The sequence below is a fragment of the Oxalicibacterium solurbis genome, assembly GCF_014635845.1.
Classification (GTDB): Bacteria; Pseudomonadota; Gammaproteobacteria; order Burkholderiales; family Burkholderiaceae_D; genus Oxalicibacterium; species Oxalicibacterium solurbis.
Window position 1 is genome coordinate 219310 of sequence record NZ_BMDP01000004.1, and the last position, 12694, is coordinate 232003.

Consider the following 12694-nt stretch of genomic DNA (forward strand, 5'->3'; position numbering starts at 1 on the left):
GTATGGAAGCCTTGACGGATTTTTTCACGGCAAGCCGCCGGCGTCTGCCGGCAATGGATGCGCAGGTATCGACAGCTTCGCTGCCGGTCGTCGCCGGTATGCAGGAGAGCGCGGCCGAGCGCGCCTATCGCCGGCTGGAAGAAGCCATCGTGACGATGGAACTGCAGCCGGGTGCGGTCGTCAGCGAAGCCTACCTGAGCGAACTGAGCGGACTCGGACGCGGCCCGGTGCGCGATGCGGTGCGCCGGCTGGCGGTGGAACATCTGCTGGTGGTGCGGCCGAAGAAGGGTATCCGCATCACCGAGATCGACGCGTTCGCGCAATTGCGCCTGCTGGAAGTGCGGCAGGAACTCGAACGCCTGGCTTTCTGCAGCGCTGCGCGTCGTACGACGATCGAACAACGCGCACGCTTTGCCGCGCTGGGCGTAGATTTTCGCAAGGCGGCCGAAGCCGGCGACGAGCTGCTGTTCATCCGTACCGACAAGGTATTCAACGATCTGTCGCGCCGTTGCGCGCGCAATGAATTCACCGAAGGCAGCCTGCTGCTGATCCAGGGTTTGTCGCGCCGCTTCTGGTTCCGCTATTTCCGTCAGTTCGACATGCTGCGTACCAGCGCCCACCATCATGCCGATGTGGCTGAAGCGATCGCATCGGGTGATGCACGTGCGACTGCCGAAGCCATCGATTGCCTGTCTGCCGGTGCCTGCGATTTCGCGCAGCGCGTGGGCGAACATGAGAGTGAACGCACGTTGGCACAAGAAAAAACGCGCAAGCAGGCGCACGAGTAAAAATATCAAACCGCACAGGAAAAAACGCGGGTGCGGCTGATGCCGACACCCGCGCTTCATGAAGCTACCTGGTACGTCAGGACGACACTTCCTCCAGCGACTTGCCTTTGGTTTCCACCCCCATCACGATCACGATCAGCGCCGCTGCCGCGAACGACAGCGCGCCCAGCATGAATACGCCGGTATGGCCGGTGACTGGCAGGACGACACCGACGGCGAACGGACCGAGCAGCGCGCCGAAGCGGCCGACCGACGACGCGAAGCCGGAGCCGGTGGCGCGCGAGCGTGTCGGATACAGTTCCGGCGTATAGGCGTACAGCACCGACCACATGCCGAACATGAAGAACTGCATGCACAGGCCGGCACCGATCAGTTGCGCGACCGGTGCCTGTGCGGTGGCGACCTGTCCGTAGACGAAAGCCGAGATCGCACTGCCGGCCAGCATCAGCACGCAGGTGCCCTTGCGGCCCCAGACTTCCAGCAGCCACGCCGAGAAGATAAATCCCGGAATGCCGGCCAGCGAGATATAGATCGTGTAGGTGACGGACTTCGTCACTTCATAACCGGCCTGCTGCAGCAGCGCACCCAGCCACGTCGTCAACCCGTAGTAACCGAGCAGTGCGAAGAACCACAGTGCCCACAGCATGACGGTGCGTTTCGCGTACGCGCCTTGCCACAGCTCGGCGAACAGCGTGCGCCTATCCGACGATGCGGGCGTGTAGTTTGCGAGACTGGCTGCCGGCAGCGGTGCGCCGCTGGCCGCCATCACGCGGCGTTCGATGCCGGCGGTGACGGCATCGGCTTCCTCGGTGCGCCCCATGCTTTCCAGCCAGCGCGGCGATTCCGGCACGAAGCGGCGCACGATGAACACGAACACGGCGGGAATCGAGAGCGCGATGAAGATGCCGCGCCAGCCGATGGCCGGCAATGCGACAAGAGCGACGATGCCGGCGGCGATGAAGCCGATCGGCCAGAAGCCTTCGAGCACGGCGACGTAGCGGCCGCGGCTTTTCGCCGGCACGATCTCCGACACCATCGACAGCCCGATCGGGAATTCCATGCCCATGCCGAAACCGAGCAGCACGCGGAAGATCATCAGCTGTTCGACGTTCTGCGCGAAGCCGCACAGCAGGCTGCCGACGCCCCAGAACACCATGCTCCACTGGAACACCGGCTTGCGGCCGAACTTGTCGGCCAGCATGCCGGCAATCGCCGCGCCGAAGAACATGCCGAGGAAGCTGGAGGAGGCGAGCAGACCGGCCTGCGCGCTGGAGAGGGCGAACTCGGTCTTGATCGAGCCGAGCACGAAAGTCATGATGCCGAGGTCCATCGAATCGAAGAACCACGCGGTGGCGATGATGGAAAAAAGTCCGCGCTGGTAGCGTGTCATCGGCAGCCGTTCCAGCCGCGCGGCGACGTTCGCATGGCGCATGGCCATGGTGGGTGCGTTCATCTTGAGTCTCCTTTGTTCGCCGGGTTGGGTACGCCGGCGTGCGTCTCGTTTATGTGTGCTGCCTGCGAGGCGGTGGTCCGCCTTCAACTAATATATTACATGAATATGAAAAGTATTCATCAAGATTTTTCAACGGTCTGGGCGCTGATTTGATGCGGGTTTGCCGTTGATTTTCGGCAAACCCGGGGCAGGTCGCTGTTGTGCGCCGCCCGGTCTTGCATCTGTTGCCTTACGCCAGTTTTCTGGCCGGTTCGGCGCGGATTTCCCGGCCGTTCACTTCACCGCTTTCGTCATCGGCGGCCAGCACGCCTTGCCATGCGCGCTGCACGATGTTCGCGTAGGCAGCCGCCACGTCCGGTACCGGAAACGCCTTCGCCAGCCGCGTGACGGCCAGCGCATCGTCGGTCAGGTGCGGCAATTCCTCCTGCGCAATGCCGAAGTCCTTCAGGTTGGCCGGGATGCCGAGCTGCGCCACCAGATCGCGGATGACGGCCGGCAGCTGCAGCACGGCGCGCTGCGTGTCCGGCTCGGCGATGCCGAACAGGCGCGCGATGTCCAGCATCTCGGCCGCACGCGTCTCGCGCAGCGCGTCCAGCACATAGGGCAGCATCACGGCGTTGGTGGTGCCGTGCGTCTTGTGCGTCAGGCCGGCGACTGCATAGGCGATGCCGTGCACCGCGTTCAGTCCGGCGCTGCCGTAGGAAAGCGCGGCGTAGTGGCTGGCGTAGGCCATGCCGACGCGTGCCTCGTGGTCGTTGCCGTCGTGGTAGCAGCGCAGCAGGTGGCGTGCGCACAAGTCGATCGCCTCGCGCGCGAACAGCATCGTCAGCGACGAGCGGCCGCTGTAGCCGGGATCGGGATGACCGTCGCGCGCGAAGTCGAACGAATCCAGCGTCAGATAGGACTCGACCGCATGCGTCAGCGCATCGATGCCGGAATCGGCGGTCACGCGCGGCGGGCAGGTGTAGGTGTATTCGGGATCGATCAGAGCGATCGCCGGGCGCAATGCGTTGTCCATCACGGCGATCTTGGTGGCGTTTTCCGGATCGATCAGGATCGCGCCGGGCGTGGCTTCGGAACCGGTGCCGGCGGTGGTCGGCAGCGCGATCAGCGGCAGCGCATCCGGCGCGGCCGGCATCGTGCCCTTGAAATCTGCGACCGGCCTGCCGGCCGGCAGCGTCACGCACATCGCCTTGGCGAGATCGATGTTGCTGCCGCCGCCGAGCGCGATCACGTGGTCGGCGGGGCGGCCGCCGAGACGTGCACGCACGTCGCGCGTGGCGTCGTCGCATAGTGTGGTGGTCGGATCGGGCAGGCCGCCGTCGAACACGACGGTTTCGATGCCGAGTGCGGCGGCTGCTTCGACGTATTCGCGTACCCACGGTGTCTGGCCGCTGAAGAAGGCGTCGGTGACGAGCACGCCGAGGCGATAGCCGAGCCGCGCCAGCAGGGCCGGCAGCTGACTGCGGCTGCCACAGCCGATGACGACGCGCGCCGGCGGACAGAAATGAATCTGGTCATGCATTCTCATGAGGTGCTCCTGTGCGTTGATGTTGCGAGAGAAAGGTGCGAAAGAAAATGACGAATGGCGGCCGCGACCTGTTCCGTCTGTTCGGCGAGGATGGCGTGCCGGCCGCCGGCGATGCGCACGAGTTGCGCGTTCGGCAGGCCGTCGGCCAGCAGTTGTGCATGCGCGTACGGCGAATCCTCGTCGTCGCTGCCGTGCACGATGAGGACGGGCACGTTGATGGAAGCCAGCAGTGCGCGCTGGTCGGTATCGCGTATCGCCTGCCAGGTCCAGGCGACGGCGTTGCGGTCTGCCGGTTCGCGCAGGCCGAGCCGCTGTTCGCGCGTGGCGATTTCCTGCAGCAGCGTGTCGTCATTGCTGCGGCCGAACCATTGCACGTCCTTCAGCACCGGGCTGCCGGACATCAGGATCAGTGCGGACGGGAGCGGACGGCCGGCACGGCGCAGCGCATCGAAGCTCGCCAGCGCGACCGAGGTGCCCATGCTCCAGCCGGCCAGCACGAAGCGCGGCGTGCGCACGTGACCGGCGATTACGTCACAGGCGTCTTCGGCGAATTTTTCCAGCGTGTAGTCCTGCACGCCTGCGCCGCGCCACGCTTCGGCACGGCCGCGCAGGTTGGGCAGGATCCAGTGCATGTCGGCCAGCAGCGGCAGCGCCTTCTGCCAGCTGGCACGCGTGCCCTGTATGCCGTGCAGCGCAACGAGATCGATTGCGCTGCCGTCTGCGCCCGCATGGGCGACGTCTTGCTTCATGTTGCTGCTCCTCGATGAAAAAGATGCGCCATATTTGAGATATACATTTAAAATTCAATCGTTCGTCCGCATATGCAATGCGGATACATCAGTCATATACACAACCGGAAAACATTCCCGCCCATGGCCACGTCAAAAAAAAACCACCGCGAAAAAAACGACGCAGAAACCATCCGTGAAAGAAAGCAGAGCCGAAACCAAATCCGCGCGCAACACCGTTAGGGGTGGCGGTAACGCACATGTCCGTCCCAAGCTGACGGACCTGGCGTACGAGCAGCTGGAAGAAGCGATCATCACGCTGCGCATTCCGCCAGGTTCGGTGATCTCCGAACTGACGTTGAGCGAAATGCTGAACATCGGCCGTACGCCGATCCGCGAGGCGATCCAGCGGCTGGCGCGCGAGCATCTGCTGCTGGTGCTGCCGCAGCGCGGCCTGCTGGTGCCGGAGATCGACCTGAAGAAGCAGCTGAAATTGCTGGAGACGCGGCGCGAAGTGGAACGCCTGATCTGCCGCAGTGCCGCACGCCGCGCGACGCCGGAGGAAAGGGCGATCTTCGCGCGTCTGCACGACGAATTCATGCTGGCTTCGAAGACCGATGACGATATGACGTTCATGCGTTCCGACCGTGAGTTCAACGAGATGACGCTGCTGTCCGCACGCAACGAGTTCGCGGAAGGCGCGATGCGCCTGATGCACGGACTGTCACGCCGCTTCTGGTACTTCCACTACAAGCAGGCGGCCGATCTGCCGGAAATGGCGCGCCTGCATGCAAACGTGGCCGGTGCGATCGCCAAGGGCGACGTCGAGGGCGCCGGCAAGGCGCTGGACAGCCTGCTCGACAACATCGAATCCTTCGCCAAGGCGACCCTCACTTCCGACATGTAAAACGGACGTGTAAAAAAACGGCCGCCAGCGTCATGCGCCGGCGGCCGTTTTCCTTTGTTACAGGACGAGGCCGCGATTCAGCGTGTCGTCTTCTTCCTTCGTCAGTTCCGGGCCGTCCAGTGTCACGCGCGAATCGTCGACGCGGAAACGCTGGATGATCGGCTTCAGTTCTTCCTTCACGTGTTTCTCGCTGTAGCCGTTGAACAGGTGGCCGATCAGGCCGCGGTTCAGGTCGGTCGTGCCCATCGCCCAGTCTGCGATCGGGAAGGTCAGGTTCATGTTGTACTTCATCATGATGCCGAGGTTGTGGTGCGCCGTATGGTGGCGGCGGATCGTGTTGATGAAGGGGATGTTGCGCACGAACCAGTTGTCGTGCACGTGGCAGCAGTAGTGGAAAGTTTCATAGATCAGGTACTGCGCAACCATCGTGATGAACAGGATGTAGCCGGCGTTGGCATTGATGACCAGCGAGGCGATGTAGCCCAGCGTCAGGCCGCCGACGCCCAGCGTGGCCAGCACGCGCCACGGGAAGAAGACGATGCGGAATTCGCGCGTGCTGTCGATCGTCACTTCGTTGTCGGTGAAGTACTGGTGATGCTGGCGCGTATGACGCTCGTAGATGGCACGTAATGCGTAGACGTCGATGCGGCGATGCATCACGTAGCGGTGCATCGCCCATTCGACGAAGTTGCCGGCGATGAAGACCGGCAGGACGACCAGCCATTCCCAGCGCGCATTCTGCAGTTGCGTGGCGCAATACCAGATGGCGGCGATGCCGACACCGTACATGACGGTGATGTGCAGCAGGCCGTTGTAAAGGGGGCTGATGTCAGCCTTGTACTGTTCGCGGAAATTCCGCTGACGTTCGCTCATCATGATGGGTCTCCTCGAGTGGGTGGCGATGATTGTGTATGACTGATATATTAGTCGTATGTATTTGTTGTGTCAAGCTGCCATGCCAGAGGAAAGGAGACGGAAATGGAATTGGAAAGACTGCAGCGGGCAATCGCCGGCTTCGAGGCGTTGCTGGACGAAAATGCGGCTGAAAACGCAACGCGAAATGTAGCGAAAAGCGCAACAAAAAATGCAGGAAAGAATGGGGCGGAAGAGCGTGCTGGCGTGGATGCGGACGAGGCGCGCGTGTTGCATGCAGGCAGCGCCCTGTTGCGCGAACTGGTCGCGAACGACGACTGGTTGCCGCCGCAATACGCGCAGCCGGATGCGCAGCACTACCGGCAATACCTGCTGCACGCCGATGCGGCGGAGCGCTTCTCCATTGTCAGCTTCGTCTGGGGACCGGGGCAGTCGACGCCGGTGCATGACCACACGGTGTGGGGACTGATCGGCATGCTGCGCGGCGCGGAACGCAGCGAGCGCTTCGTGCCGGATGAAGCCGGCGCGGCGATGCGCAATCTGGGAGAGACGGTGTTGCGGCCGGGCGACGTGGAAATGCTGTCACCGGCCGCCGGCGACATTCATCGCGTCGCCAATCTGTATGACGATCGTGTCTCGATCAGCATTCATATTTACGGTGCAGACATCGGCAGGATACGTCGCCATGTCTACGATCCGGCGACTGGCGCGATGCGCGAATTCGTGTCCGGCTATGCGAATGCGCGAGAAGTTTGAAGCGGCGTGGCCATTGATGCCGGTTGAAGCGACGTCAGCTTTCCTGCAGCTGCTGCCACGGTTTGCGCGCGCGCCACTCGTTCGGCCAGTCTTCCGGCATGACGAGGTGCAGTGCGCCGATGTCGGTCACCAGCGAATCCAGTCCGGGCGACGATAGCGATACGCCGTTCGTCAGCGCCGGCAGCCGTGTGCACAGTTCCGACATCACCATCGGTTCCAGCCATTCGCCGTGATGGTGCCAGATGGCGCCGCCGATGACGAAGCGCTCGATATCGAGTGCTGCCGTGACGTTGAACAGCGCACGGCCGAACCATTTGGCCGCTTCGGCGATGACGGCACGGCCTTGCGGATCGCCGGCCCTGGCGGCATCGAACAGTTCGGCAGGCGGGCGATCGCAACGCGCTTCCAGGTTATAGCCGGATACCAGCGCTTCGACGTCGCCGTAATTGCCGCAACCGCATTGCGCCGATGACTGATCCGTCATCAGCATGTGGCCGGCGTGGCCGGCATTGCCGTTCTTGCCGTGCAGCAGGTGGCCATCGACGCACAGGCCGAAGCCGATCCCTGTGCTCCACGTGACGTAGGCGCAATCGTCGACGCCTTGCAGGTTGCCGAAGGCGCGTTCCGCCGTCAGTGCGGCGACGCAATCGTTGCGGATGACAACCTGCACGAAATGCCGGCGCAGCACTTCTTCCAGCGGCACCGACATCCAGTCGTTCGGCAGTTCGCCGCGCCGCGCGATACCGCCGCAGATGTTGGGCGCGGCCAGCCGTATCTTGCCTTGTTGGCGGATGAAAGGGCCGCAGGAGCTGACGCCGACGGTGTCCAGTTCCTCGAATGGAACGCCGGCCTTGGCGCAGGCATCTTTCAGCAGGCGCAGCGCCTGTTCCGCCGGTGCGTATTCGGTGCCGGTCTTGGCTGTGGGTTCGACGACGCGTGCCAGCGGGCCGCTGCGATCGGCAACGATGGCTGCCATCTTGGTACCGCCGATATCGAGTCCACCGATGAAAAGAGATGACTGCGTACTTTTGCTGGAGAGCATATCGCTTCCTGAAACGGGGTTGCGGGATGTCGAGAGGTGTTGCTTTGAAGAGAGACCATTCTGGCACGACAAAGTTTAGGCCAGGGAATGTTCTTTGAAGGAATAGTGGGGAAATAGCGCAGCGGGCTTCAGTATTGCGAACTGTCTATTCCTTGATGGATGGCGTAACGGATCAGTCCGGGAATGTCGTCGACGCCGATTTTTTCCAGCACCTGCTTGCGGTATCGGTTCACGGTGGAAAGACTGAGCGAAAGCCGGTCCGCCGTATCGGTCAGCCGTTCGCCGCGGCAGATGCTGTGGAAGATTTCGTACTCGCGTGGATTGAGCTGTTCATGCAGTGCACGCGGCTTGCCGTCCATCTCGGTTTGCAGCGGCGGCGTTTCGCCTTCCAGATAGCGGCGGCCGCTGCCGACGATGCGGATCGCACGAATCAGTTCGTTGCCGGAGCCATGCGCGGGGAAGCATCCGTCCGCGCCGTTGTTCATCAGCTGCGCGGCATAAAAACGTTCCGGCCTGCCGTTGATGATGAGAATGGGCAGATGCTGGCGACGTTCCTTGAAGGCCAGCAATGCCTCGTAGCCGTTTTTGCGTGGCGTCGTGATGTCGAGCAATACCAGATCGGGGCGTAATGCATCGATCAGGCGCATTCCTTCTTCCGCCGACGGCGTTTCGCCGACGATGGCGAGATCCGGCTCGGACGACAGCCATTGCCGTATGCCGGCCCGAATGACGGGAAAATGTTCGACGATCAGTATCTGCATCCGATGAAGACGGTTTTCCGCGTGAATGGAGGACGCTGCAGGAATATCGATGTAGCCCGACTGCAGGATTGCACGGGATTGCACAGGACTTACGATAAGGCGAATGCCGCATGCAGTCTGTGAAACGACGCACATAAAGTGATGTATTGGGCGTCACGCGAGTGTCATGCAAAAGTTGGCAAAGCGGGCGATGTTCGCGGCGGGGCATCGCATTGCCGGATCGAAACAATGCGAAACAACTGTCTGTGGCAGAAACGACAAAGAAGATCGGTAACCCGAAGATCGGTAACCCGAAAATCGGTGATCAGAAAATCGGTGATCAGAAAATCGGTGATCAGAAAATCGGTGATGCGGCGATAAAGACTGGTGCCGCAGTTTCAGCAGGAGTGCGTTTCCGGCATGCCTGCAATGAAAAAGAAACGGGCGACCTTGTCGTCGCCCGCTTTAGTGAAACGCAATTGATGAAAATCCCGGCAGCGCGGGGAATGGATCAATTACTTGTTCTTGTGGCTTTGCTGTCCGGCTTGCGCATGCTGCTCGGAAGAACCGCCGCGTGTGCCGCTGGTGCTGCCGGAAGCCTGTGCCTTGTTGCCGTGGCTGGCTGCTCCGCCTTTGCGGCCGGCAGCACTTGCTTCGGCCGAACTGAATTCGTGCGCATTGCCGCTGGCATGTGCGGCACGGCCGCCTTGCGCAGCGATTTCACGCTGCTTGCCTGCATCCATGTTTGCAAAGCCGCGATTGGTGTTCTGGGGATTGCCTGGATTGTTCGCCATATTCGTTCTCCTGAAATGATGGTTCTGGGGAAAAGCGAGCCTGTTCGCCCGCCGGGAAATCCATCCGGCAGATGGAACGATCATGGTAGAAAAATCGCGGAAGGCGAACTATCGGCGGATGGCATCAAAGCATGTCAGAAATGCAGGCGCGGGATATTGGCGTAGGGCACGGGCTTTTTTTTTCGCTCCTCTTTTTGTTGCACGTCATCCTCAACTTTCCGCAGTTGCCAGCACGATGGGCAGCATGCAAAACAGCGCTGCGATATCGATGCGTCCGTTGTCGGCGGCGATGCGTTTTCCCGTCAGCAGATCGGTCAGGGGCGGAAGATGGCCCGGCAACAACAGCGTGCCTGCGCTGACATTGTCGTCGTTGTTGCCGTCTTGCCGCAGCGACAGATTGTCGTCGACCAGTAACAGTGTGTGGCGCAATGCCGCCGTCAGAACGGTATGGCCTTGATCTCGCCGCAGGAAGGCGATGACGTGGTCTGCCAGCGGGCCTTCGGCACGCAGCGGAATGTATTCGCCCTGCGTAAAAAGACCGGGCGTCTGCGAGCGCAGTGCGAGCGCGGTGCGGATCAGCGGCTGTTTCAGTTGCTCCTTCGGTTGCATCCCCGGTTGTCCTCCCGCTTGCCGATGCTGTGCGTCGGCGCGTTGACTTGTATCGAGCAGATCGCGCATGTCGGCGGCTTCCGCCAGCAGCTTGCAGCGTGCGGCGTAATCGACCGGGCGGCGGTTGTCCGGATCGACAAGGCTGAAATCCCAGAATTCGGTACCTTGATAAAGGTCCGGCACGCCGGGAGACGTCAACCGCAGCAGCGTTTGCGTCAGACTGTTGGCGGTGCTGGCGACTGCGGTGCGCTGTACCCATTCGACCATCTCGTCGAGGAAAGCGCTGCTTCTGTCGCGATCGAACAGCGCCATCAGGAATCGCCGGCAGGCCTGTTCGTAATCGTCGTTCGGCATGGCCCAGCTTGAATATTGCTTGGCTTCGCGCAGCGCCTTCTGCTGCCATGCGGCCAGCCGGTCCGCGTATTGTTGCAGGCCGTCGGTATCGTCGGTGCGCAGATCCGGCGGCCATGCACCGAAGATCATCTGGTACAGCATGATTTCGGCATCCAGCGCCGGCGCGATCAGTTCCACCGTTTCGTCTTCGGTCGGCAGCCGCACGCGCAGATCGGTATGCAGGCGTTTCCAGCGGCGTACCGCCTCTTCCCATTCGTCGGTGACTTCGCTCAGCACGGCCAGTCGCGCGCGCACGTCTTCGCCACGCTTGTGATCGTGCGTGGCGGTCGCCAGCATCGTTTGCGGAAAATGCGCGGCATGTTCCAGATTGAAGGCGTGGAAATCGGCGATCGATGCGGAAAAATATTCGGGATCGGCGCCGACCTCGTTGCGCGACAGCAGCCGGCCGTAGCGGTAGAACACGGTGTCCTCGACCGATTTTGCGGCGAGCGGCGGTGTCAGCTGTTCGAAGCGGCGCACGGCAAGCCGGCGCAGTTCGGGCGCGTCGGCGCTGGCGTCGGCATCGATGTTGGCGGTATCGAACAGCATGATCAGCGTATCGAGCAGCGACAGATCCTGCGATGCGAGATTGCGGCGCGCCTCGTTGAGCGCACGCTCGATGACGTCGCGGTCGGTGTCGTCGCGGCCGTCTTCCGACCAGTAGGTGCGATAGACGGGGAAGGCGACCAGCAGTTCGGTCAGCACGCGCGCGATCGCCGCCTGCGAAATGTCGCGGGTGTCGAGCTCGGTGCCGGCAACCGCATGCACGGCACGCGTCAGGGCGGCGAATTCGCCGACGAAATTCTCGCGCAGCAGCTGGCGGCGCGCGTTGGCGACGTGTGCGGCGAAATTGTCGTTGTCGCCGGTCAGTTCCGCCCACAACTTGCCGAGCGGCGTGGCGCCGCTGTCGTCGTGCAGCAAGGCGCCGACCTGTTCCATGAAATCGTAGCCGGTGGTGCCGTCGATGGCCCAGTCGGTGCGCAGCGTTTCGCCATGCGCGAGAATTTTTTCGACGACGATGTAGGGATGGGTATCCGGCGCGTCGGCCGGCCGCTTCGCGGACAGTGCGGAAAGCGCGGCACGCAGTTTCCGGCAATAGGCGATCGGATCGGCCAGGCCGTCGACATGGTCGATGCGCACGCCGTCGATCAGGCCTTCTTCGTACAGCCGCAGGATCAGCGCATGCGTGGCGTCGAAAACGTCGTTGAGTTCGACGCGGATGCCGGCCAGGTCGCTGACTTCGAAGAAGCGGCGCCAGTTGATTTCTTCCGCCGCATTGCGCCACCAGGTCAGCCGATAATTCTGCCGCTCCAGCAGGCGATGCAATCGACTCACGCCGCCTTGCGCATCGGGCGCGAAGGCGTGCAATGCCTGCGCGATCGCCGTCATGCCGTCGCTGCTGCGCGCGATGTTGCGCAAGATCGCACAGCGCTGATCGTGGCGCTGGCAGGCATCGTCGCCGTTCGGATCGATTTCGGAGAAGCCGGCGGTGGCGGCATGGATCGCGGTGCCGCCGTGCCGCAGCACGAGTCCGTAGGTCCACGGCGCCAGCGGAAAGCGATGCGCGAAGTAGCCGAGATACAGCTGGCCGCTTTCCGCATCGAAGTGCAGGCGCAGGTCGCCGGAACGCAGCGTCTGCGCGTACTGGTCGCCGAGGAAGGGCAGCAGGATCTTGCCGCGCAGCATCGGGTCCGGCGAATTCCAGTCGATGTCGAACCAGCGCGCGTAACGGCTGTGGCGTCCCCATTCGAGCACGTGCAGCCACCACGGATTGTCGGCGCCGCCGACGCCCATGTGGTTGGGCACGATGTCGACGATCAGGCCCATGCGTGCGCCGCGCAGCTTTTGCACGAGGCGGCGCAGTGCCGGTTCGCCGCCGAGCTCGGGATTGATGTGCGTCGGGTCGACGATGTCGTAGCCGTGCATGGAGCCGGGCCGCGCGGTCAGGATGGGCGACAGGTACAGATGGCTGATGCCGAGCGCCGCGTAGTAATCGACAACGCCGGCGGCATCGTCGAAGGTGAATTCCTTGTGCAACTGCAGGCGCGCGGTGGCGCGGGGAATGCTCATCGTTTTTCTT

11 protein-coding genes are annotated in these 12694 nt (G+C 62.5%); 4 read left to right on the forward strand and 7 right to left on the reverse strand.

The features are described from left to right. Positions 1 to 2: 2 nt before the first annotated feature. The gene (locus IEV40_RS13945; RefSeq protein ID WP_229724152.1) at positions 3 to 788 is read left to right on the forward strand and encodes a GntR family transcriptional regulator; all 786 of its coding nucleotides are present in this window, start codon (positions 3 to 5) and stop codon (positions 786 to 788) included. Between the two features lie 76 nt (positions 789 to 864). On the opposite strand, the gene IEV40_RS13950 is transcribed toward IEV40_RS13945, so the two are convergent. The 3 genes from IEV40_RS13950 to IEV40_RS13960 form a co-directional block, all read right to left on the reverse strand. After that, positions 865 to 2241 carry an MFS transporter gene (locus tag IEV40_RS13950; protein WP_188422682.1) on the reverse strand — a complete coding sequence of 459 codons (1377 nt, stop codon included), beginning with the start codon at positions 2239 to 2241 and terminating at the stop codon, positions 865 to 867. A gap of 229 nt (positions 2242 to 2470) precedes the next feature. Further along, a complete protein-coding gene (locus IEV40_RS13955) occupies positions 2471 to 3772 on the reverse strand; it encodes an iron-containing alcohol dehydrogenase (RefSeq protein WP_188422683.1) in 1302 nt (433 codons plus the stop codon). Beyond that, positions 3769 to 4521, reverse strand: coding sequence for an alpha/beta fold hydrolase (locus tag IEV40_RS13960; RefSeq protein ID WP_188422684.1), 753 nt, complete (start codon positions 4519 to 4521; stop codon positions 3769 to 3771). The genes IEV40_RS13955 and IEV40_RS13960 overlap by 4 nt, the downstream gene beginning before the upstream one ends. 175 nt (positions 4522 to 4696) lie before the next feature. Here IEV40_RS13960 and IEV40_RS13965 point away from each other — a divergent pair, with 175 nt between their 5' ends. Beyond that, entirely contained in the window at positions 4697 to 5407 is a 711-nt protein-coding gene (locus tag IEV40_RS13965) for a GntR family transcriptional regulator (RefSeq protein WP_188422685.1), read from the forward strand. Positions 5408 to 5464: 57 nt separating this feature from the next. On the opposite strand, the gene IEV40_RS13970 is transcribed toward IEV40_RS13965, so the two are convergent. Then, the gene (locus IEV40_RS13970; RefSeq protein ID WP_188422686.1) at positions 5465 to 6283 is read right to left on the reverse strand and encodes a sterol desaturase family protein; all 819 of its coding nucleotides are present in this window, start codon (positions 6281 to 6283) and stop codon (positions 5465 to 5467) included. A gap of 102 nt (positions 6284 to 6385) precedes the next feature. Between IEV40_RS13970 and IEV40_RS13975 the strand changes: the two genes are divergently transcribed. Beyond that, complete coding sequence (locus IEV40_RS13975; protein WP_188422687.1) at positions 6386 to 7036, forward strand: cysteine dioxygenase family protein; 651 nt, start codon at positions 6386 to 6388, stop codon at positions 7034 to 7036. Between the two features lie 34 nt (positions 7037 to 7070). Here IEV40_RS13975 and IEV40_RS13980 read toward each other — a convergent pair whose 3' ends face one another. Next, entirely contained in the window at positions 7071 to 8078 is a 1008-nt protein-coding gene (locus IEV40_RS13980) for an ROK family protein (RefSeq protein WP_188422688.1), read from the reverse strand. A 128-nt stretch (positions 8079 to 8206) separates the two neighbouring features. Next, entirely contained in the window at positions 8207 to 8839 is a 633-nt protein-coding gene (locus IEV40_RS13985; protein ID WP_188422689.1) for a response regulator transcription factor, read from the reverse strand. Positions 8840 to 9084: 245 nt separating this feature from the next. Between IEV40_RS13985 and IEV40_RS14775 the strand changes: the two genes are divergently transcribed. After that, positions 9085 to 9777, forward strand: coding sequence for a hypothetical protein (locus IEV40_RS14775; protein ID WP_443093952.1), 693 nt, complete (start codon positions 9085 to 9087; stop codon positions 9775 to 9777). Between the two features lie 45 nt (positions 9778 to 9822). On the opposite strand, the gene treY is transcribed toward IEV40_RS14775, so the two are convergent. Further along, positions 9823 to 12684, reverse strand: coding sequence for a malto-oligosyltrehalose synthase (gene treY / locus IEV40_RS13995; protein ID WP_188422691.1), 2862 nt, complete (start codon positions 12682 to 12684; stop codon positions 9823 to 9825). Positions 12685 to 12694 lie beyond the last annotated feature (10 nt).

Bases quoted from the DNA above. Each gene is read 5' to 3' on its own strand.
- IEV40_RS13945 (WP_229724152.1), top strand. From the start codon at position 3: ATGGAAGCCTTGACGGATTTTTTCACGGCAAGCCGCCGGCGTCTGCCG.
- IEV40_RS13950 (WP_188422682.1), bottom strand. From the start codon at position 2,241: ATGAACGCACCCACCATGGCCATGCGCCATGCGAACGTCGCCGCGCGG.
- IEV40_RS13955 (WP_188422683.1), bottom strand. From the start codon at position 3,772: ATGAGAATGCATGACCAGATTCATTTCTGTCCGCCGGCGCGCGTCGTC.
- IEV40_RS13960 (WP_188422684.1), bottom strand. From the start codon at position 4,521: ATGAAGCAAGACGTCGCCCATGCGGGCGCAGACGGCAGCGCAATCGAT.
- IEV40_RS13970 (WP_188422686.1), bottom strand. From the start codon at position 6,283: ATGATGAGCGAACGTCAGCGGAATTTCCGCGAACAGTACAAGGCTGAC.
- IEV40_RS13975 (WP_188422687.1), top strand. From the start codon at position 6,386: ATGGAATTGGAAAGACTGCAGCGGGCAATCGCCGGCTTCGAGGCGTTG.
- IEV40_RS13980 (WP_188422688.1), bottom strand. From the start codon at position 8,078: ATGCTCTCCAGCAAAAGTACGCAGTCATCTCTTTTCATCGGTGGACTC.
- IEV40_RS13985 (WP_188422689.1), bottom strand. From the start codon at position 8,839: ATGCAGATACTGATCGTCGAACATTTTCCCGTCATTCGGGCCGGCATA.
- treY (WP_188422691.1), bottom strand. From the start codon at position 12,684: ATGAGCATTCCCCGCGCCACCGCGCGCCTGCAGTTGCACAAGGAATTC.